This is a genomic window from Micromonospora sp. R311, from assembly GCF_056780015.1.
In genome coordinates, this window is the sequence record NZ_JBSWCE010000053.1 from 1 (window position 1) to 20,393 (window position 20,393).

Consider the following 20,393-nt stretch of genomic DNA (forward strand, 5'->3'; position numbering starts at 1 on the left):
CTGCCTCTCGCGACCCGCCGACCAGCGCATTCCGCCTCGCAGGACCTCCAGGCCCGCCGAATTACGTCGAACCCGGGGCGTCGGTTCCGCTCGGTAGGGCACGTGGCACCTGGCACGCCATGCCATGACGGCGGCGCCGAGACAACAGTCCGACGCCGCCGTGCACGATCAGGCCGCTTGGTCCTGTGGGCCGAACTTCCACCTCCAGTCGAGTCGGTGCCGGCCGAACGCGCGGCGTTCGCCCTTGAACCCGGCGCGGAGGAGTTTGATGTCGGCGACCAGGCGGATGATCTCCCGCTTGACCGGGATGTCGTCGGCGAGTTCCTGCCACGCCTCCACCGCCTGATCCCCGATCCGTCCGCGCAGCACAGCGGGGATCCCGGCGTCGGCGGCGCGTTGCTCGTGCTCCGCGATCTGCGCCAGCAGGCCCTTCTCGGCCCGGGCGTAGGCGATCGCGGTGACCTCGCCCTCCTCACCCAGCTTGCGCCAATCCTCCAACTCCCCGCGCAGCCGTTGCGCCTCCGCCCGCGCGTGCGCCACTTCCTCGTCGCTGGCGCTGGCGGCGGTGAGGATGTCGTAGACGTCGGGGCGCGACAGCCACGCCACCACCGTGCGCTGCACGTACTCGTCGAGGAACTCGGCCTTCACCGCCGTGCACCGCTTGTGCAGGCAGGAGTACACCTGCCCGGTCCAGCCGTGCCGGTTGAGCCGCTGCGACGACAACGGCCCGTCGCACACCCCGCAGCGCACGATGTACGACAGCAGATGCACCGCCCGCGCCGGGCGGGTGGTGGTGCGGGACGGGTCGCCCAGCATCCGCACGACCGACCAGTACGTCTCCTCGCTCACCAGGGCTGGCCAGATGCCGTCGCCGACGATCTCCCCGCGCAGTACCCGCTTGCCGATGTAGGCCGGGTTCATCAGCTGCTTGCGCAGGATCCCCCGCCGCCAGATCCCGCCCTGGGAGGCGGGGATCCCGAGCCGGTTGAGTTCGGCCTCGCGGACGGTGAGGGGCATGCCTTCGGAGATCTTGCGGAAGTTGTCCCGCACCACCTGCGCGTGCGAGTACTCGGTGATGGTGCCGTCGGCGGCCACCGCTGTGCGGACCTCGGTGTCGGGCTCCTGGCGTAGCAGGGCCTTGGTGCGTTGGTCGTAGATCCGCCGGTATCCGTAGGTGATCTTTCCGTGCGGGCGGCCGGCTTCGGCGGCGCCGACGATGCCGCGCAGCACGTTGTCGCGGATGGAGTCGGCCAGCCATTCGGCTTGCACGGCCTGGAAGCCGAGCATCATCCGGTCGTTCTTGTCCCGCAGGTCATACAGCACCCCGCCGACGAGCCAGAAGTACAGGCCGACCTCGTGGCACATGTCGCGGATCTTCACGTACACGGCGAGGTCGCGTTCCTTGCGGGAGATCTCCCAGATCACCAGCACGTCCCCCTTGCCCGCCCGGATCTGCTCGATCAACAGCTCGAAGCTCTCCCGGCCCTTCGTCGCATGCCGGCTCGCCGAGCGGTGGTTGTCGGTGAACGATCCCGCGTCCGTCCAGGACCGCTTCGTGATCTCCGCCAGGTTGAGCACGCCCTGGTCGTGGACGCTCTTGCCCTGCTCCTTCTTGTCCTGACTCGCGCGTTGATACCGCAACGCCCGCACATCCGCGCCACCGGCCAGCAGCGCGTCCTTGCTGTCGAACCGGCCCCGGTTCCTCGACCGGGCCTTCCGCCGTACCATCAGAACCGTCCCCCTAGATCGACGTTCGTGTCGGCAATATCGACCCTAGCTTCTAACGATTCTTGACAGTGCCCAGCGAGCAGCCCAGCGTCTGGGCGACCTCGCGCTCGCTGAGATCCTCGTAGTGCCGGAGCACCACGACCGCGCGCTGCTTCGCCGGCAGCGACATCAGCGCCCGGCGCAGGACCACGGCGTCCGGGCCGATGTCGCCGGACGGGGCGGCCCGGTCGGGGACCTCCCCGACGAGGCTCTCCCGGCGACGCCGCCGCCAGGCGGACGTGTGGTTGTTGACCAGGGCGCGGCGCAGGTAGGCGTGCGGGTCGTCGAGCCGGGACAGCCGCCGCCACCGCTCGTACACCCGGACCAGGCTGTCCTGGAGCAGCTCCTCGGCCCGCCACCGGTCGCCGGTCAGCAGCATGGCCAGCCGGATGTGCCGCTGCCAGGCCACCTCGACGAACGCCACGTACGACCGGTCCGCGGTGGAGAGCCGTTCTGTTTGGTCGGTCACGCCCCTAACACGTGGCCATGCCACGGAAGGTTGTCACGGGCCGCAGAAGAGGCCTGGCCGTGGTCGCGACGGCCAGGTGCCCATTGACCGGGGTTGCCAGAATCGGGCCGCACCCCGGCGGTCGGTCCGCCGGGCCGGCTGGTTCTGCTGGGAGGTCCGGGATGCTGGGGTCACGGGAACGGGGCGGAACGGGGCGGCGCTTGCGTACCGGCACGGCGGTGGTGCTGGCAGTGGTGCTGCTCGGCGCGGCAACCCGGGTGGCGCCGGCCGCCGCCGACCCGCTGCCGGTGATCAACCCGACGGTCACCGCCACCGTCTGGGCACACTCGCCGACCACCGCCGAGTACCGAATCACCGACGGCTACAGCGCCAACTCGGCCGAGGGCGACGTCGTCGTGCGGCGGACCGGCACCGGGGCGTACACGGTGGTGCTGGAGGGCGCGGCGACCGCCGGCGGGGTGGCGCACGCGGTGGCGTACGGCGGCGGGCCGGTGCACTGCACGGTGGCCGGCTGGTACCGCAGCCTGGTCGCCCCCGACCTGCTGATCCAGGTGCGCTGCTTCGCGGCGACCGGCGCACCGGTGGACAGCCGGTTCGTGGCCACCTTCACCAACCGCAGGCAGATCCACCAGGGCCGGCTCGCCTGGTTCGTCACCGACCAGGCGGTGCCGACCGGGCTGCGCACCCTGCCCGCCACCTACCGGTACGACTCCACCGGCGGGGAGATCCGGTACGAGCGGCTGGAGACCGGCCGCTACCAGTTCCGCATGAACCCCAACCCGGACAGCGAGCGCGGGCACCCGTACTTCCCGCTGGCCCACATCACCGCGCTCGGCACCAGCGCGGTGAACTGCCAGATCGCCTGGCCGGACCACTGGCAAGTGCGCTGCGCCAACGCGGCGGGCATCCCCGTCGACGCCCGCTTCGCGGTCACCTACGGGGTCCGCGTCGACCTGCTGGGGCACTCGGCCGGCCCGCGCTTCGCCAGCGGCACGCTCTACGGCGAGAACGCGGGCGACGGGGTGATCAGCGGCGACTCCTACAACTCGACGCTGGGCGACTACGGCGACGCCCGGGGCACGCTGCTCGGCACCGGGCGCTACCAGATGACCTTCCGGGGCACGGGGGCGGCGTACGGCACCGCCTTCGTCAACGCCCACGCGCCGCACTTCGACAGCCAGCCCATCCGCGGCCACTGCGTGCTGGCGAGTTGGAGCCGCTCGGGCGCGGACACGATCGTCGGGGTCAACTGCTACGGCTGGTTGGGCGTCCCGGCGAACCTGAACGCGCGGATCTCGTACACCACCTGGCCAGCGGTCTGACGGGCCCGGCGGCGCGGCCGGGCCGTGGCCCGGGTCAGCGGCGACGGAGCAGGTAGCGGGCGCGCCGGCCGGCCTCGGCGAAACCCAGGCGCCGATCACGTTGACGAAGCCGACCGGCTGCCCGTCCGGGCCGCGGGCCAGCAGTGACAGGTCCGGCCGGTACTCCTCGTCCTCGGCCAGGTCGCCCAGCGCGCCGGGACCGGCGACGGTGTCAACCGGATTCGGGCAGCTCCGGGCCGCCGTCGAGCAGCGGGGCGAGCAGGTCGCCGGACTTCTCCACCCGCGTGAGCACCTCACCGGCGGTGTACGGCTTGCTCGCCGGCCGCTTGCCCGCCGCGCCCGCCTCGACCTCGTCCCAGGTCAGCGGGGTGGACACCGACGGCACCGACTGGGCCCGCAGCGAGTACGGCGCCACCGTGGTCTTCGCCGCGTTGTTCTGGCTCCAGTCGATGAAGACCTTCCCCGGCCGCAGGTTCTTCGCCATCTTCGACACGATCAGCTTCGGGTGCGCCCGCTCCAGCTCCTGGGCGATCCGCTTGGCGTAACCGGAGACGAAATCCGAGTCCTGCGTGCCGGCGATCGGGCAGCAGAGCTGCATGCCCTTCTTGCCGGAGGTCTTCGGGTAGCTCTCGATGCCGTCGTCGGCCAGCCGGTCGCGCATCAGCAGCGCCACCTGGCAGCACTGTTTCAGCGCCGCCGGCGCCCCGGGGTCCAGGTCGACGACCATCATGTCCGGGTGCTCGCCGACCTTCCACTGCGGCGTGTGCAGCTCCAGCGCGGCGAGGTTGGCCAGCCAGACCAGGGTGGGCAGGTCGTCGGCGACCACGTAGTCGATGGTCTCCCGGCCCTTGGTCGACCCGGGCGCGGGCAGCGTCTCCACCCGCACCCAGTCGGGGGTCGAGGCCGGCTTGTTCTTCTCGAAGAAGGACTTGTCGTCCACCCCGTTCGGGAAGCGGATCCGGGTCAGCGCCCGGTCGCGCAGGTGCGGCAGGAGCACCGGGGCGATCCGGGTGTAGTAGTCGATCACCTCGCCCTTGGTGAACCCGGCCGCCGGATAGAGCACCTTGTCCAGGTTGGACAGCTCCAGCGGGCGTCCCTCGACGTCCACCCGGAGCCGGTCAGCCGGCATGGTCGACCTCCTCGGCGGGCTTGTCCGGTCGCAGCCGGAGCACCCGGGGGAACCGCAGCCGCCCGTCCGGGGTGCGCTGGCCGTACTTCACCTCCACCACGACCCGAGGTGTTACCCAGATCGCGCCCCGGGCATCCTCCCGCGGCACGTCGCCCGCGAACGGCGACCCGCCGGAGCGCAGCGGCTCCAGCTCGCGCAGCAGTTCCCGCTCCAGGGCCGCGCCGATCCCACCGCCGACCCGGCCCCGGAAGGTGAGCCGCCCGTCCGGGCGGGGCACCCCGACCAGCAGCCCGCCGATCTTCCGGGCGCCCGGCCGCCAGCCGCCCACCACGAAGTCGCCGGTGACCTCCAGCTTGACCTTCAGCCAGTCCGCCGAGCGCACGCCCGGCCGGTAGACCGAGTCGACCCGCTTGGCCATCACCCCCTCCAGCCCGTGCTCGCCGGCCGCCTCGTAGGTGGCCGGGCCGTCGGCGAACACCGGCGGCACCGCCCACCGGGCGCCGCCGAGCGCCAGGCCGTCCAGGGCCTTCCTCCGGCGGGCGTACGACCAGCCGGTCAGGTCCTCGCCGTCCAGCCGGAGCAGGTCGAAGATCATGTACGTCACCGGCATGACCGCCGCCAGCCGGGCGGCCTTGTTCCGGTCGCGCACGTGCATCCGCTCGGCCAGCGCGGTGAACGAGGGTTGGCCGGTCTCGCCGAGCAGCACCACCTCGCCGTCGAGCAGCGCGTCGCCGACCTGCTCGCGCAGGGTGGCCAGTTCGGGGTACGCGGCGGTGATCTCCACGCCGGAGCGGGCGTACAGCTGCTGGCGCCCGCCGGAGATGTCGGCGAGGGCGCGGACGCCGTCCCACTTGAACTCGTAAGCCCAGCCGTCACCCGCCGGGAGCTGCCCGGTCATCGCGAGCATCGGCTTCAACGGCGCGCCGGGCACCTCATGACTGTAGTTGCCGGCGGAAGCGCTCGCGCCCGCTTCGATCATTTGCGATCCTGGCTGTACCGGGGAGAGGAGCACGGGATGCGAGCCATCTGGAAGGGAGCGGTCTCGTTCGGGCTGGTCTCGATCGCGGTGAAGCTCTACTCGGCCACCGAGGAGAAGGACATCCGGTTCCACCAGGTGCACCGGGACGACGGCGGCCGGATCCGCTACAAGCGCACCTGCCAGGTCTGCGGCGAGGAGGTCAGCTACGACGACATCGCCAAGGGCTACGACATCGGCGGCGGCGAGATGGTGATCCTCACCGACGAGGACTTCGCCGAACTGCCGCTGAGCACCTCGCACGCGATCGACGTGCTGGAGTTCGTCCCGGCCGAGCAGGTCGACCCGATCCTCTACAACAAGGCCTACTTCCTGGAGCCGGAGAGCGCCGCCACCAAGCCGTACGTGCTGTTGCGCGACGCGCTGACCGACTCCGAGCGGGTGGCCATCGTCAAGGTGGCGCTGCGGCAGCGGGAACAGCTCGCCACCCTGCGGGTCCGCGAGGGCGTGCTGCTGCTCAACACCATGCTCTGGCCCGACGAGATCCGTAAACCCGACTTCGGCTTCCTCGACGAGGACCTGAAGGTCCGGCCGCCGGAGCTGGCGATGGCCAGCTCGCTGATCGACTCGATGGCCGGGGAGTTCGAGCCGGACGCCTTCACCGACGACTACCGGGCGGCGTTGCAGGAGGTCATCGACGCCAAGGTGGAGGGCCGCGAGGTGGTCCAGCCGGAGGAGGTCGAGGAGGCCCCGGCGGCGGCGGTGGACCTGATGGCCGCGCTCAAGGCGTCCGTGGAGCGGGCCAAGGCGGCCCGGGGCGAGGCGCCGGCCCGAGCCGGCGGTGCTGCCGAGCCGACCCCGATCTCGGCGGCCCGTTCGGCGAAGAAGGCGGCCGAGAAGAAGGCCGCGAAGGCGCCGGCCAAGAAGGCCGCCGAGAAGAAGGCCGCCCCCAAGAAGGCGGCGGCGAAGAAGGCGGCGCCGAAGAAGGCCGCCGAGGCGGAGAAGAAGACCGGGGCCAAGAAGGCCGCCGCGAAGAAGGCCGCCCGCAAGACCGCCTGACCCCGGTCCGCGCCGGGTCAGCCCCGGCCGAGCTTGTGGGTCGGGGTGATCCGGACGATCACCCGCTCCTCCCCGGCCTGCCGGAACGGGTAGGTGTCCTGCCCGAGGTACTTCTGCGCCATCTGGTCGATGTGCTGGTCGGCCCCCTCCTCGACCAGTTCGGCGGTGCCTTTCACCCACAGGGTGCGGAAGTCGTTCGCCTTGTCGGCCACGGAGACCGCGACCTGCGGGTTGCGCCGGATGTTCTCGTACTTGACCCGCCCCTTGGCCGTGTTGAACAGGATGTGCTGGCCGTCGGTGTCCACCCAGACCGGGGTCACGTGCGGCGAGCCGTCGGCCTCGAGGGTGGCGACGTGGGCCAGCTGCGGTTCGGTGAGCAGGGCAAGGTCTTCGTCGGTGAGGATCGCCATGGTCGGAATCTACCGGCGGAACCGCCCGTTTACCCGGCAACCGGACGTTGCCTTGACGTCGGCGGCAAGGTCTAGCGTTGGCCGCGACGCCACGGCGAGGAGGTCGGATGCTGATCGGCGAACTGGCTGAGCGCGCCGGCACGAGCACCCGCGCGCTGCGCTACTACGAGACGCACGGGCTGGTCCGGCCGGGCCGCTCCGCCAACGGCTACCGGGTCTACGACGAGGCCGAGCTGGCCGTCGTACGGGAGATCCGGTCGCTGCTCGCGGTGGGCTTCGGCCTCGACGACATCCGTCCGTTCGTGGCCTGCCTGCGGGCCGGCAACACCGCCGGCCACGTCTGCCCCGACTCGGTGGCCGTGCTGCGTCGCAAGCTGGCCGAGGTCGACGCCGGCCTCGACCGGCTGCGGGAGGTCCGGCAGGAGTTGCAGGACCAGCTCGCCCACGCCATCGCCCAACGGGAGGAAACATGCCTGAGGTTGCGTCGAGCGGCACGCTGACCACGGTCACCGACGCCACGTTCGCCACCGCCGTACTCGCCGCCGACCGGCCGGTGGTGGTCGACTTCTGGGCGGACTGGTGCCCGCCGTGCCGGGCCATCTCCCGCAGCCTCGAGGAGCTGGCCGCCGAGTTCGCCGGGCGGATGGCGATCACCACGATCAACTCGGACGAGAACCCGGACACCACGCGCCGGTACGGGGTGCTGTCCCTGCCCACCCTGCTGGTGTTCGACCGGGGCGAACTGGTCGGGTCGATCGTCGGGGCACGGCCGAAGAACCACCTGCGGGCGGCGCTGGGCCGGCACGTCGGCGACGCCTGACCCGGGGGGTGTCGGCGCGGCCGGTTACGCTCCGCCGGCCGACCGCCGCCCCTGGAGGAAGTCCATGCCGTACGCCCCCGACCTGCACCGGCTGCTGACCCCCGGCGCCCACTACGCCGACGAGCACGGCACGTACCTCATCGAGGCGCATCCGGTTGACGACGTCGTGCTCCCCACCGGTCAGGTGGTCGGGTGCGACCCGCTGGTCTGCCCGGAGTCCGAGCCGTTCACCGTCGCCGTGCCGCCCGGCCGCTACCCGGCCCGCGCGTGGGTGGCGGTGGTGCTGCGCGACGGCGCCGAGGCGGACCGGCGGGTGGCCGCGCTGGAACTGGTGGTGCACGACGAGCCGGCGGTCCGCTGGGAGATGGCGCTGGTGGGCGACCAGGACGCCGCCACCCTCGGCGACGACGGCTACTTCGGCTTCGGGGTGGACGCCGGCACCGCCACGCTGGCCGACCCGACCGCCCTGGAGGCGCTCTCGTCGTGGGAGTACGACCGGGTCGAGGAGGTGTTCATCCCCGCCCAGCTCCCGGATGCCCCGGTGCCGGGGCTGATCACCGCCGTGCTGGACGAGGCGTCCGGCGCCAACGTGGTGAGCGTTTCGTCGGGCTGGGGTGACGGCTGCTACGGCACCTGGATCGGGCGGGCCGCCGACGGCCGGATCACCTCGTTCGTGACCGACTTCATGGTGGTCCCCGACCCGTCCTGACCACCCGCCGCCGTCGGCCCGGTGCCGGGTGCGCCCGGCGCCGGTTCGTCCCGGTCCGGCGCCGGCGTCTGGTCCGGGTGGTGGAGGCGGCACGGTGGGCGTCCGGCCGGGTACCGTGTGCGTCGGCTTTCCCCCCGGCAGCGATGCCGGCCACCACCTCGCAGCAGGGAGTCGACGAGTGAGCGAAGGCACGCAGAACCGGTCGAAGTCGGAGCGGCGGCTGGCCGCCCAGTTGGCGGCGCAGAAGGCGGCCGAGGCGAAGCGCCGCCGGCAGGCGTGGCTCGGCGGGCTGGCCGGCCTGGCCGTGGTGGCCGTCCTGATCACCGTCTTCGTGATCGTCGGCCAGGGTGACGACGACCCGGCCCAGCAGGCGGGCGGCACCCCGTCGGCCTCCGCCTCGGCGGACGGCGCCGCCGCGCCCGGCGCCCCGCAGCTTCCGGAGGGCGCCGACCCGGCGCTGGCCAGCAAGCCGACCGTCGAGCCGGGCAAGGGCGAGCTGACCAAGCTCACCGTGACCCCGCTGATCAAGGGCACCGGCCCGGCGGTGCAGGCCGGCCAGACCATCACCACCAACTACGTGGGCGTGTTCTACGCCGACGGCAATGAGTTCGACTCGTCGTGGGAGGGCGGCCAGCCGGCCAGCTTCGCGATCGGGGTCGGGCAGGTCATCAAGGGCTGGGACCAGGGCCTGGTCGGGGTGACCGTGGGCAGCCGGGTGCAGCTCGACATCCCGGCCGACCTGGCGTACGGCAACGACGCCTCCGGCGGTCGGCCGGCCGGTCCGCTGCGCTTCGTCGTGGACGTGCTCGCCGCGCAGTGACCCGACCGGTACGCCCGGCTTGTCACCCGGGATCGATGCAGTTGCCCACACAGGGCTTCCGAGCAGTCACTTCTCGGCAGTAGGTTCAGCGTCACCCCGGGCGGCCCGCCGTCCGGGGTGACACCGGACCGGACGCGGAGGGGCACGTGACGGCGCTGGACGACCCGGGGCGGACCGCCCGGCTGATGTGGACGCACTACGAGCCCGTGCACGCGGTCACCTACTTCCATCCGCGCGCCCGAGCCGCGTACGAGGCGGTCGGGCTGCGCGGCTACTGGCGCGGTTACTTCGCGGGCCGGGCGGCCCCGCTGGGCCCGACCGACGCCGCTCCGGTGATCGCCGCCTTCTTCAACTTCGCCCCGCACATGGTGGCCCGGGCGCTGCCGGCCGTCTGGCGGCTGGCCACTCCGGCGGAGGCGCTGCGCGCCCGGCTCACCGGCGCGGTGCAGGCGCTCGCCGAACTCACCTACGAGCTGCCCGAGTCGCATCTGGCCGAGGCCGCCGACCTGCTGACGGAGGCGGCCGGCGCGGTGGAGCCGGCCGGCCGGGTGCTCGGCGCCGCCAACGCGGCCCTGCCCGCCGGCGAGTACCCGCTGGCCCGGCTCTGGCAGGCCGCCACCACGCTGCGCGAGCACCGCGGCGACGGGCACGTGGCCGCACTGGTCGCCGCCGACCTCGACCCGGTCGAGACGCTGGCCTGGCGGGTAGCGGTCGACATGGGCGCGCAGAACCTGCTCGGCCGGGGCTGGTCGGAGGAGCAGTGGGCGGCGGCGCGGGAACGGCTGGCGGAACGGGGCTGGCTCACCCCGGACGGCGCGCCGACCGAGCGCGGCCGGGCTGGTTTCCAGGCCGTCGAGGACGCCACGGACGCCGCCGCCGCCCGCCCCTGGCGGGTGCTCGGCCCGGACCACACCGACCGGCTGCGCGAGCTGCTCGACCCGATCGCCCGCGCCGGACACACGGTGATCCCGGCGGACAGCCCGATCGGCCTGCCCGCGTTGCCGGCCTGACCCGGCCGGTCGACCCGTTCCCCCCGGGTCAGGTCGGCGAGCGGTGCCGGCTGGCCTACCCTGCTCCACATGTGGATCGTGGAACTCGCCTTCACCGAGGCTCCCGAGCGGCTCGCCGCCCGTCCGGCACACCGGCAGCGGTTGACCGCCCTGCACGCCGAGGGGGTCGTCCGGATGTCCGGCCCGCTGGCGGACGACTCCGGCGCGGTGATCGTTTTCGACGTACCCGACCGGGCGGCGCTGGACGCGCTGCTGGCCGAGGATCCCTACTACTCGACGCCCGGGGTACGGGTGGTCGGGGCGCGGGAGTGGGCACCGTTCCTCACCTGACCCGGTCCGTCGGGCAGGATGGGCACGTGGTGGATGCGGTGGTCTTCGACCTGGACGGCGTGATCGTGGATTCCGAGCCGGTCTGGGAGGAGGTCCGGCGGGCGTACGTGGCGGCGCACGGCGGGACGTGGCAGCCCGACACCCAGCGCCGGCTGATGGGGATGAGCACCGGCGAGTGGTCCCGCCACCTCAGCGACGAACTGGGCGTCGACCGGGGCCCGGAGCAGGTCGCCATCGAGGTGGTGGACGAGATGACCGGGCGGTACGCCGCCCGCGTACCGGTGATCGACGACGCGCCCGACGTGGTGCGGCGGCTGGCCGCGCGGTGGCCGCTCGGCCTGGCCAGTTCGTCACCGACCCGGCTGATCGCGGCGGCGCTGGCCGCCACCGGCCTGACCGACGCGTTCCGGGCGACCCTGTCGACCGAGGAGACCGCGCGGGGCAAGCCGGCGCCCGACGTCTACCTGGCGGTGGCGGAGCGGCTCGGCGTGGACCCGGCCCGCTGCGTCGCGGTCGAGGACTCCTCGAACGGGGTGCGGTCGGCGGCAGCCGCCGGGATGACCGTGGTGGCGATCCCGCACGGCGCGTACCCGCTGGACGAGGACGCGACCCGGCTCGCGGCCGTGGTGCTCGGCTCGATCGACGAGCTGACCCCGGAGACCGTCGACCGGCTGGGCTGACCACTCCCTCCCCCGGACCGTCCGGTTGTACGGTTTGCGGGGCCGCGGCGGCCGGCATGAGCATGGACCGGCCGGGTACCGCAGCCGACGGCGCGCCGAGCCGGGCCGCCGGGCGTCGGAGGTGAGGGGACGGCGATGAAGGCGATCGTGTACGAGCGGACCGGCGACGTCTCGGTGCTGGAACTGGTGGACCGGCCGGTGCCGGAGCCGGGGCCGGGCGAGGTGCTGGTGCGGGTGGCCGTCTCCGGGGTGAATCCGACGGACTGGAAGGCCCGCCGGCAGTGGCCGCTCCCGGCCGGTTGGCAGACCCCCGGGCAGGACGGCGCCGGGGTGGTCGAGGCGGTCGGCGAGGGGGTCGACCAGGAGCTGATCGGCGAGCGGGTCTGGCTCTGGGAGGCCGCCTGGCAGCGTCCCTGGGGGACGGCCGCCGAGTACACGGTGGTGCCGGTCCGGCAGGCGGTACGCCTCGGCGACGCCTCGTTCGACCTGGGCGCCTGCCTGGGCATCCCGTTCCTCACCGCGCACCGCTGCCTGACCGCCGGCGAGTACATGCCGCAGCGGCTGCACGCCGGCGCCCTCAGCGACCACACGGTGCTGGTGCAGGGCGGCGCGGGCGCGGTCGGCAACGCGGCGATCCAGCTCGCCCGCTGGTCCGACGCCTGCGTCATCGCCACGGTCAGCAGCGCGGAGAAGGCGCAGCTCGCGGCGGCGGCCGGCGCCTCCTTCGTGATCAACTACCGGGAGCAGGACGTGGTCGAGGAGGTCCGGAAGATCGCGCCCGACGGGGTGCACACCATCGTCGAGGTCTCCGCCGCGCGCAACGCCGCCACCGACGTCCAGCTGCTGCGCAACGGCGGCGCGGTCTGCGTGTACGCCGACGACGGCGGCGAGGAGGTGACCCTGCCGATCCGGCCGTTGATGGTGCCGAACGCGCGCTGGCAGTTCGTGCTCGTCTACACCGAGCCGAAGGCGGCCAAGGCGCAGGCGGTCCGGGACGTCGCCGCCGCGGCGGCGCAGGGCGGGATCCGGGTCGGCGCGGAGGCCGGCCTGCCGCTGCACCACCACCCGCTGTCGGCGGCCCGGGCGGCCCACCGGGCGGTGGAGAACTCCGTGGTGGGAAAGGTGCTGATCACCACCAGCGAGCAGTGACGGCCGGCCGGATGACGCCGGCCGGCGCCCGGCCGGGCGGGTCAGCCGGCGGACTGGTCGGCGCGGGCCTGGGCGACCGCGGCGCGGACCAGCTCGGTGAGCACCTCTACGTCGACGTCGGCGAGCCGCTTGACGTAGAGGCAGCCCTTGCCGACGGTGTGCCGACCGAGCCGGGCCAGCAGCTCCTGCTTGCCCGGGAACTCCTCGGGCAGGTAGAGCGTGGTGGCCGCCTTGCGCGGCGAGAAGCCGACCAGGAACCAGTCCAGCTCGCGGCCGGTGGCGTAGCGCAGCCGCCGCTGCCCGAAGCCGACGATGGCGTCCCCCCACATCGTCGGCGGCTCGCCGGTGACCTGCCGCATCAGGTCCCGGACCACCGTCGCGTCGCGCCGGCGCGCGTCGTCGGGCACGACGGCGAGGAAGTCGTCGACACTGGCGGCGGTCGGGGCGGTCTTGAGGGTGGCCATGGGAGCCTCCTGCGCGGTCGGCCGGCGGGCCCGGCTCGCTCCGCCGGGGCATTCCCCGGATGGTAGGACGACACCCCGACAGGCCGGTGGCCGGCTGCTGAGCTGCGAAAATCCGATCGTATTTCGCCGTCGACGGGACAGAGGCGAACATGTTTCGCAACAATGACGGTGCGGGTCGCCCCGCATGGAACGGGCGGCCCCGGCGCGGTGCGAACGCCGGGGCCGCCCCTGGGGAGGGATGTCTTTCAGGAGTGTCCCTACCCAAGAGGCGACGGTGCGCCGGAAAACGTTACGGCGCTGTCAGTTCCCGGACATCGAGCTCACCCTCGGCGTAGCGGGACCGGACCACCTTCTTGTCGAACTTGCCGACGCTGGTCTTGGGCACCGCGTCGACGAAGGCCCAGCGTTCCGGCAGTTGCCAGCGGGCCACCGACCGGCCCAGGAACTCCCGCAGCTCCTCCACCGTCACGCTCGTCCCCTCGCGGACCACCACGGTGGCCAGCGGCCGCTCGTCCCAGCGCTGGTCCGGTACGCCCACCACGCAGGCCTCCAGCACCGCCGGGTGGGCCATCAGCGCGTTCTCCAGCTCGACCGAGGAGATCCACTCGCCGCCGGACTTGATCACGTCTTTGGCCCGGTCGGTGAGGGTGATGTACCCGTCGACGGAGAGGGTGCCGACGTCCCCGGTACGCAGCCAGCCGTCGCGGAACTTCTCCTCGTCCGGGGTGTCGTCGCCGACGTACCGGGCGGTCACCCACGGCCCCCGCACCTCCAGCTCACCCACGGACGTGCCGTCGGCGGGCAGCGGCTCGCCCAGCGGGCCGACGATCCGCGCCTGCACGCCGGCCGGCACCCGGCCCTGGGTGTAGCGGTAGCGCCAGGCCTCGTCCCCCGTCACGCCGGCGGGCGGCCGGGAGACCGAGCCGAGCGGGGACATCTCGGTCATCCCCCAGGCGTGGATGACCTCGATGCCGTGCCGCTCGGCGAACGCGTGCATCAGCGCCGGCGGGCAGGCCGACCCGCCCACGATGACCTCCTTGAGCGAGGAGGTGTCCACGTCGTGGGTGTCCAGGTAGGCCAGCAGGTCGGTCCAGATGGTCGGCACCGCGCCGGCCAGCGTGGGCCGCTCGGCGGCGATCATCTCGGCGATCGGAGCGGCCTGGAGGAACCGGTCCGGCATGATCAGCGACGCGCCGGAGAGGAACGCCGCGAACGGCAGCCCCCACGACATCGCGTGGAACATCGGCACGATGGCCAGTTCCCGGTCGGTCGGGCCGAGCCCGAAGCCCTCGGGCATGCAGACCTGGAGCGAGTGCAGGTAGATCGAGCGGTGCGAGTAGGCCACGCCCTTGGGGTTGCCGGTGGTGCCGGAGGTGTAGCAGAGCGCCGCGGCGTCCCGCTCGTCGACCTCGGGCCAGTCGTACGTCTCCGGCCGGCCGGCCAGCAGCTCGTCCCAGTGGTGCACGCTGATCCGGTCGCCGGCCGCGGCGACGAGTGGGGCCGGGTCGCCGCCGCCGACCACCACCACGTGCCGCACCGTGCGCAGCTCGCCGATCACCCGGGCCAGCAGCGGGATCAGCGTGGTGTCGACCAGCACCACCCGGTCCTCGGCGTGGTTGGCGATGTAGGTGACCTGGTCCGGGAAGAGCCGGATGTTGAGCGTGTGCAGCACCGCACCCATGCTCGGCACCGCGAAGTAGGCCACCAGGTGCTCGTTGTTGTTCCACATGAACGTGCCGACCCGCTCGTCGCCGGTGACGCCGCACTCGTCGCGCAGCGCGTGGGCGAGCCGGGCCGCGGTCCGCCCGACCTCGGCGTACGTCATCCGGCGGGGCTCGGCGCCGGTCCAGGTGACCACCTCGGCCGCGCCGTGCACGGTGGAGCCGTGGTCGAGGATCCGGGAGACCTGGAGAGGGGCGTCCATCATCGTGCTACGCATGGGTAACAAGCTAGTGTCGCCGGTCACACCTTGGGAACCCTGGAAAGCCCGTCCGCCCCCGCCCGGCCCCGTAAATTGTCCGGGTGAGCATCTCCTGGGCCGATTCGTACGTGGGTCAGCTCCGCGCCCTGGCCGGTGACCGGACGCTGATGTTCGTCGGCGCCCGCGCGGTGGTGCGGGACAACACCGGGCGCGTGCTGCTGATCCGCCGCTCGGACAACGGCCAGTGGGCGATGCCGGCCGGCGCGATGGAGCTGGGTGAGTCGATCGCCGACTGCGCGGTCCGCGAGGTGCGGGAGGAGACCGGGCTGCGGGCGTTGCGGGTCTGCGCGTTCGCCCTCTACACCGGCCCGGACCGCACCCACACCAACATGTACGGCCACACGTACCAGATCTTCACCACCGCGTTCCGCGTCGAGGAGTGGGACGGCCAGCTCGCCCGGATGACCGACGAGACCATCGATGCCGGCTTCTTCCGCCGCGACCAGTTCCCGGCCCCGCTCTCGGCCAGCGTCGCCGAGACCCTCGCCGACCTCGACGTCTTCGAGCAGACCAACCGCCTGATCCTCAAGTGACCGGCGCCGCCGCGGGCGGCGGCGGTCCCTCTCCCCGACCCCTTTGCTCTGCTTCAACCCACGCACAGGTTCGGCGCCGTTTCCGTTGCGTCCGTTGAAGCAGAGCAAAGGACGGGACGCGTGGCTGGTCCGGGTCGACATCCCCGAGGTGCTGGTCCACCTCCGGCAGGCCTGCGCGGTGCGGGGCGGGGCGGGCGGCCCGTCCCGGGTCGGATCAGAGCAGGGTCTGGCTCTTCGCCTCCATCTCGGCGGCGGCCTCCTCCTTCGACTCCCGGGACAGCGACCGGCCGCCGGGGGCGGGCGCCTCGCCGCCGAGGCCGTCGGTGCCACCGGTGGCGCCCTGCGGGCCGGTGCCGCGCAGCCGGTCGTTCGGCAGCGCCAGGGTGACCAGCACCGCCAGGATGGCGATCAGCCCGGCGGTCAGGAAGACCCGGTCCAGCGACTCGACGAAGGCCGTCTGGACGGCGGCGCGTACCGGGGCGGGCAGGGCCATGATGGTGGCGGGGTCGTTCACCGAGATGTCCGCCCCGCCGCTCGCCGCGACCGCGGCCTGCTCCGCCGGGGGCAGCTGGGCGATCGCCGCGGGCAGCCGGTCGGCCAGCCCGGAGGTGAGCCGGGCGGAGAGCACCGCGCCGAGCAGGGCCACCCCGAACGAGCCGCCCAACGACCGGAAGAAGGTCGCCGCGGAGGTTCCGGCGCCCAGGTCCCGCATCGATACGGCGTTCTGCACGGCGAGGATCAGCGACTGCATGCAGAGGCCCAGCCCCACACCGATGACCACCATGAAGCCGAAGGCCACCCAGAGCGAGGTGTCCACGTGCAGCCGGGTGAAGAGCAGCATGCCCACCAGCAGCACGACCGAGCCGGTCACCGGGAACCACTTGTAGCGGCCGATCCGGCTCATCGCCCGGCCGGTCAGCACCGAGGTGACGATGATGCCGGCCATCATCGGCAGCATCAGCAGGCCGCTGCGGGTGGGCGAGGCGCCCTTGACGATCTGCAGGTAGAGCGGGATGAAGATGATCGACCCGAACATCACCAGACCGAGCACGAAACCGGCGCTGTTGGCCAGGGCGAAGGTCGCGCTGCGGAACAGCCGCAGCGGCAGGATCGGCTCGGCGACCCGCGCCTCCTGGAGCACGAAAAGCACGCCGAGCACGGCCCCGGCCACGAACAGCCCGATGATCACCCCGGAACCCCAGGCGAACTCGTTGCCGCCCCAGCTCAGCGCGAGCAGCAGGGAACTCACCCCGGCGACCAGCAGCCCCGCGCCGAGCCAGTCGATGGCGTGCTCGCGGCGGGTGAACGGGACCAGCCGCATCACCCGGGAGCAGACCAGGATGGCCAGGATCGCCAGCGGCACGTTGATGTAGAAGATCCACCGCCAGTCGGTCTCCGCGAAGTAGCCGCCGACCAGCGGGCCGGCCACCGAGGAGATGCCGAAGACGGCGCCGAAGACACCCTGGTAACGGCCGCGCTCCCGGGGCGGCACCACGTCCGAGATGATGGTGAACGCCAGCGTCATCAGACCGCCGGCACCGATGCCCTGGATGCCCCGGGTGACGATCAGCTGGGTCATGTTCTGCGACAACCCGGCCAGCAACGAGCCGACCAGGAACGTGCCGATCGAGAAGAGGAAGACCGGCCGGCGCCCGAACAGGTCCGCCATCTTCCCGTAGAGCGGGGTCGAGGCGGTCGACGCGAGCAGGTAGGCGGTCACCACCCACGAGTAGTGGTTGATCCCGCCCAGCTCGCCGACGATGGTCGGCAGCGCGGTGCCGACGATGGTCTGGTCGAGCGCGGCCAGCAGCATGCCGGTCATCAGACCGAACATCAGCAGGCGGATCTGGCGACTGTTCAGCGCCGGCGCGGCATGCTCCTCCGTCGTCATCCCCGCTTCTTTCCCGCCCCTCCCGGAACATGCCCCGCCCCGGGGAGCTGTCCCCCTTGATCATGAGGTTGGCGGCGCCGTCGGAGATCGGGTTCGCCGTCAACCTCATGATCAACGGGCAGGTCAGCGGGCCGGGACCGGGCAGGTTTGACCCGCCGGGGTGGGGGGACCCGGAGGGGCATGGCAGGAGCAGCAGCGGAACAGCGCCGGCTCGCCACCGTCGTGGAGAGCTGGTCGGGTCGTCCCGTCCTGGTGATCGGCGACGCCATGCTCGACGAGTGGCGGTTCGCCGAGTCCGACCGGCTCTGCCGGGAGGCGCCCGCCCCGGTCCTCACCCTGCGCCGGCGGATCTCCGCGGCTGGCGGGGCCGCCAACACCGCGGTGAACATCGCGGCGCTCGGCGGTCGGGCCGTGCTGGTCGCCCCGGTCGGCGCCGACGTGGCCGGCGACGAACTGCACGACTGTCTCGACCGGGCCGGGGTCTGGGACCGTACGGTCAACCAGCCGGGCCGGCCGACGCCGGTCAAGCGGCGGATGCTGGCCGGCAACCAGATCCTGCTGCGGGAGGACTCCGGCGACCCCGACGACCCGCTCAGCGACGACGGGGTGGCCCGGCTGCTCACCGCGCTGGACTGCGCGACCGAGGAGTTGCGCGCGGCCGCCGGCGGCGCGGCGCCGACGCTGATGGTCTGCGACTACGCCCTGGGCGCGCTGCCCGCGCCGGTACGCGCCTGGCTGGTCGCCCAGCGGGACCGGTACGCCACGGTGGCACTGGACGCGCACGACCTCGCCGACTGGCGGGGCCTCGCCCCCACCGTGGTGACCCCGAGCTTCGCCGAGGCCAGCCGGCTGCTCGCCCGGGCCGCCGGCGGCCGCACCCGCCCCGTCGACCTGCACCTGGACCACCCGGACGGGGACCCGGCGGAGGGCCCCTCCGAGCTGAGCGTCGGCACCGCTCCCGGCGGCGCCGGGCTGCCCGACACGGCGGCCGGCGCGGTCGGCCTGGCTGCCGGGGCCGGCCCGACCGGGGAACCGACGCCCGGCGAGGACCGGGTGGCGATGACCGGTGACGGGCTCAGCGTGACCGGCACCGGGGTGACCGTGAACGCCACCGCCGGGGAGGGGGTGGACCGGGCGGAGCTGGCCGGCTCGCGCCTGGCCGAGCTGCGCGCGCACACCGGCGCGGACGTGGTGGCGGTGACCCTGGACACCGAGGGGGCGGTGGTCGGCGGGGCCGACGGCGAGCCCCGGCGCAGCCACAGCACCCCGGTGCCGGCCAGCCACGCGGTGGGCGCGGGAGACGCCTACCTGGCCGCGATGACGCTGGCTCTGGCCGCCGACGCGCCGCTGTCGACCGCCGCCCAGCTGGCCCAGCTCGCCGCCACCATCACCGTCTCGGACACCGGCACCTGCGTGTGCCGCCGGGAGGACCTGCTCACCGCGCTGGACGTGCCGGCCGCCGACGCCGGGCACCCGGTTCTGGTGAGCTCCGACGAGCTGGCGACGATCGCCGCCGAGCACCGCGACGCCGGCCGCTCCATCGTGTTCACCAACGGCTGCTTCGACGTGCTGCACCGCGGCCACGTGCGCTATCTGGAGCAGGCCCGGGCGCTCGGCGACCTGCTGGTGGTGGCGGTCAACTCGGACGGCAGCGTACGCCGGCTGAAGGGCGCGGACCGGCCGGTGAACCCGGTCGAGGACCGGATCGCGCTGCTCGCCGCGCTGTCCTGCGTGGACCATGTGGTGGTCTTCGAGGAGGACTCGCCGGCCTCGCTGATCGAATCGGTCCGCCCCGACGTCTACGTCAAGGGCGGCGACTACCCGCCGGAGATGGTGCCGGAGGCCCCGCTGGTGCGGCGGCTCGGCGGCCAGGTCCGCACCCTCGGCTACGTGCCGGACCGGTCCACCTCGGCGATCATCGACCGGATCCGGGCGCACAGCCAGGACCGCGGGACCGACCCGTCGCTGACGAGCAAGCGGTCGTGAACCGGCCGCTCGACCCGGGCTCGGCCGGGCAGTTCCGCGCCGACCGCCTGCTCGACGTGCTGATCCCGACCCGCAACCGGCCGGCCGAGCTGGCGGTCACCCTCTCCGGGCTGTCCGCCCAGGAGGGCGTACCGGGGTTCGGGGTGGTGGTCAGCGACCAGTCCGACGACGATCCCGCCTTCGCCCACCCGGCGGCGGCCACCATGGTCCGGGTGCTGCGCCACCGGGGGCACCCGGTGCTGCTGACCCGCCGGCTGCCCCGGCGCGGCCTGGCCGAGCACCGGGCCTACCTGCTGGCCGCCTCGTCCGCCCGGTACGTGCTCTGCCTCGACGACGACGTCTGGCTGGAGCCGGGCACCCTGCACCGGCTGGTCACCGCGATCGGCGAGCTGGGCTGCGGCTTCGTCGGCAACGCCGTGCACGGGCTCTCCTACCTCGACGACGTCCGCCCGGAGACGCACCGGCACTACGAGGAGTGGATCGGCCCGCCCACCCCGGAGCGGGTCCGGCCCGGCACCCCCGAGTGGGACCGGGCGCAGATCCACCCGGCGGCGAACCTGCTGCACGTGACGAGCGAGCTGAACCTGCCGGCGGGGGCGTGGCGGGCGTACAAGGTCTCCTGGATCGGCGGCTGCGTGCTCTACGACCGGGCGAAGCTGGTCGACTCCGGCGGCTTCGACTTCTGGCGGCGGGTGCAGGAGAAGCATCAGGGCGAGGACGTCGCGGCCCAGCTCGCGGTGCTGGCCCGGTACGGCGGGGCGGGCATCCTGCCGAGCGGGGCGTACCACCTGGAGTCGCCGACCACGGTCACCGAGCGGGACGTGGAGGCGTGGGAGGTCCTGCTCACCGACTCCGACGCCCCGCAACCGGCCTGAGCCCGCGCCGGCG

At 73.1% G+C, this 20,393-nt stretch carries 21 protein-coding genes; 13 read left to right on the forward strand and 8 right to left on the reverse strand.

Annotation, left to right across the window (positions count from 1 at the left end):
* Window positions 1-168 precede the first annotated feature (168 nt).
* Window positions 169-1,728 carry a recombinase family protein gene (locus tag AC1WTP_RS31125; protein WP_109898907.1) on the reverse strand — a complete coding sequence of 520 codons (1,560 nt, stop codon included), beginning with the start codon at window positions 1,726-1,728 and terminating at the stop codon, window positions 169-171.
* Window positions 1,729-1,780: 52 nt separating this feature from the next.
* Window positions 1,781-2,236 (reverse strand): SigE family RNA polymerase sigma factor, encoded by a 456-nt coding sequence (locus tag AC1WTP_RS31130; protein ID WP_481652807.1) that lies wholly within the window; start codon window positions 2,234-2,236, stop codon window positions 1,781-1,783.
* A gap of 218 nt (window positions 2,237-2,454) precedes the next feature.
* Between AC1WTP_RS31130 and AC1WTP_RS31135 the strand changes: the two genes are divergently transcribed.
* Entirely contained in the window at window positions 2,455-3,558 is a 1,104-nt protein-coding gene (locus tag AC1WTP_RS31135; RefSeq protein WP_481652808.1) for a hypothetical protein, read from the forward strand.
* A 211-nt stretch (window positions 3,559-3,769) separates the two neighbouring features.
* On the opposite strand, the gene ligD (AC1WTP_RS31140) is transcribed toward AC1WTP_RS31135, so the two are convergent.
* Both ligD (AC1WTP_RS31140) and ligD (AC1WTP_RS31145) read right to left on the reverse strand, forming a co-directional pair.
* A complete protein-coding gene (gene ligD / locus AC1WTP_RS31140) occupies window positions 3,770-4,687 on the reverse strand; it encodes a non-homologous end-joining DNA ligase (RefSeq protein WP_481652809.1) in 918 nt (305 codons plus the stop codon).
* Window positions 4,677-5,618 (reverse strand): non-homologous end-joining DNA ligase, encoded by a 942-nt coding sequence (gene ligD, locus AC1WTP_RS31145; RefSeq protein WP_481652835.1) that lies wholly within the window; start codon window positions 5,616-5,618, stop codon window positions 4,677-4,679. The genes ligD (AC1WTP_RS31140) and ligD (AC1WTP_RS31145) overlap by 11 nt, the downstream gene beginning before the upstream one ends.
* An 84-nt stretch (window positions 5,619-5,702) precedes the next feature.
* Between ligD (AC1WTP_RS31145) and ku the strand changes: the two genes are divergently transcribed.
* Entirely contained in the window at window positions 5,703-6,722 is a 1,020-nt protein-coding gene (gene ku, locus AC1WTP_RS31150; protein ID WP_481652810.1) for a non-homologous end joining protein Ku, read from the forward strand.
* 17 nt (window positions 6,723-6,739) lie between these two features.
* Here the strand turns inward: ku and AC1WTP_RS31155 are convergent, their stop codons facing one another.
* Window positions 6,740-7,132, reverse strand: coding sequence for a PPOX class F420-dependent oxidoreductase (locus tag AC1WTP_RS31155; RefSeq protein WP_481652811.1), 393 nt, complete (start codon window positions 7,130-7,132; stop codon window positions 6,740-6,742).
* 107 nt (window positions 7,133-7,239) lie between these two features.
* On the opposite strand from AC1WTP_RS31155, the gene AC1WTP_RS31160 reads away from it, so the two are divergent.
* The 8 genes from AC1WTP_RS31160 (at window position 7,240) to AC1WTP_RS31195 (ending at window position 12,650) form a co-directional block, all read left to right on the forward strand.
* Window positions 7,240-7,632: a MerR family transcriptional regulator gene (locus AC1WTP_RS31160; RefSeq protein ID WP_481652812.1), complete on the forward strand. Its 393-nt coding sequence runs from the start codon at window positions 7,240-7,242 to the stop codon at window positions 7,630-7,632.
* On the forward strand, window positions 7,602-7,952 hold the full coding sequence (trxA, locus tag AC1WTP_RS31165; RefSeq protein WP_481652813.1) for a thioredoxin: 351 nt from the start codon (window positions 7,602-7,604) through the stop codon (window positions 7,950-7,952). The genes AC1WTP_RS31160 and trxA overlap by 31 nt, the downstream gene beginning before the upstream one ends.
* A gap of 64 nt (window positions 7,953-8,016) precedes the next feature.
* The gene (locus AC1WTP_RS31170; RefSeq protein WP_481652814.1) at window positions 8,017-8,661 is read left to right on the forward strand and encodes a DUF4241 domain-containing protein; all 645 of its coding nucleotides are present in this window, start codon (window positions 8,017-8,019) and stop codon (window positions 8,659-8,661) included.
* A 178-nt stretch (window positions 8,662-8,839) separates the two neighbouring features.
* Window positions 8,840-9,481, forward strand: a complete 642-nt coding sequence (locus AC1WTP_RS31175) for an FKBP-type peptidyl-prolyl cis-trans isomerase (protein WP_481652815.1) — start codon at window positions 8,840-8,842, stop codon at window positions 9,479-9,481.
* A gap of 185 nt (window positions 9,482-9,666) precedes the next feature.
* Window positions 9,667-10,491 carry an SCO6745 family protein gene (locus AC1WTP_RS31180; RefSeq protein WP_481652836.1) on the forward strand — a complete coding sequence of 275 codons (825 nt, stop codon included), beginning with the start codon at window positions 9,667-9,669 and terminating at the stop codon, window positions 10,489-10,491.
* A gap of 69 nt (window positions 10,492-10,560) precedes the next feature.
* On the forward strand, window positions 10,561-10,821 hold the full coding sequence (locus tag AC1WTP_RS31185) for a YciI family protein (protein WP_481652816.1): 261 nt from the start codon (window positions 10,561-10,563) through the stop codon (window positions 10,819-10,821).
* A gap of 26 nt (window positions 10,822-10,847) precedes the next feature.
* Window positions 10,848-11,501: an HAD family hydrolase gene (locus tag AC1WTP_RS31190; protein WP_481652817.1), complete on the forward strand. Its 654-nt coding sequence runs from the start codon at window positions 10,848-10,850 to the stop codon at window positions 11,499-11,501.
* Between the two features lie 135 nt (window positions 11,502-11,636).
* Window positions 11,637-12,650, forward strand: a complete 1,014-nt coding sequence (locus tag AC1WTP_RS31195; protein ID WP_481652818.1) for an NADPH:quinone reductase — start codon at window positions 11,637-11,639, stop codon at window positions 12,648-12,650.
* Window positions 12,651-12,691: 41 nt separating this feature from the next.
* Here AC1WTP_RS31195 and AC1WTP_RS31200 read toward each other — a convergent pair whose 3' ends face one another.
* Window positions 12,692-13,114, reverse strand: a complete 423-nt coding sequence (locus AC1WTP_RS31200) for a DUF1801 domain-containing protein (RefSeq protein ID WP_481652819.1) — start codon at window positions 13,112-13,114, stop codon at window positions 12,692-12,694.
* 289 nt (window positions 13,115-13,403) lie between these two features.
* Window positions 13,404-15,038, reverse strand: coding sequence for a fatty acid--CoA ligase (locus AC1WTP_RS31205; protein ID WP_481652837.1), 1,635 nt, complete (start codon window positions 15,036-15,038; stop codon window positions 13,404-13,406).
* A 98-nt stretch (window positions 15,039-15,136) separates the two neighbouring features.
* Here AC1WTP_RS31205 and AC1WTP_RS31210 point away from each other — a divergent pair, with 98 nt between their 5' ends.
* Window positions 15,137-15,628: an NUDIX domain-containing protein gene (locus AC1WTP_RS31210; protein WP_481652820.1), complete on the forward strand. Its 492-nt coding sequence runs from the start codon at window positions 15,137-15,139 to the stop codon at window positions 15,626-15,628.
* Between the two features lie 214 nt (window positions 15,629-15,842).
* Here AC1WTP_RS31210 and AC1WTP_RS31215 read toward each other — a convergent pair whose 3' ends face one another.
* A complete protein-coding gene (locus tag AC1WTP_RS31215; RefSeq protein ID WP_481652821.1) occupies window positions 15,843-17,519 on the reverse strand; it encodes an MDR family MFS transporter in 1,677 nt (558 codons plus the stop codon).
* Between the two features lie 180 nt (window positions 17,520-17,699).
* Between AC1WTP_RS31215 and rfaE2 the strand changes: the two genes are divergently transcribed.
* Window positions 17,700-19,505 carry a D-glycero-beta-D-manno-heptose 1-phosphate adenylyltransferase gene (gene rfaE2 / locus AC1WTP_RS31220; protein WP_481652822.1) on the forward strand — a complete coding sequence of 602 codons (1,806 nt, stop codon included), beginning with the start codon at window positions 17,700-17,702 and terminating at the stop codon, window positions 19,503-19,505.
* Complete coding sequence (locus AC1WTP_RS31225; RefSeq protein ID WP_481652823.1) at window positions 19,502-20,380, forward strand: glycosyltransferase family 2 protein; 879 nt, start codon at window positions 19,502-19,504, stop codon at window positions 20,378-20,380. Before rfaE2 ends, AC1WTP_RS31225 begins: the two co-directional genes overlap by 4 nt.
* The last annotated feature ends 13 nt before the right edge of the window (window positions 20,381-20,393 follow it).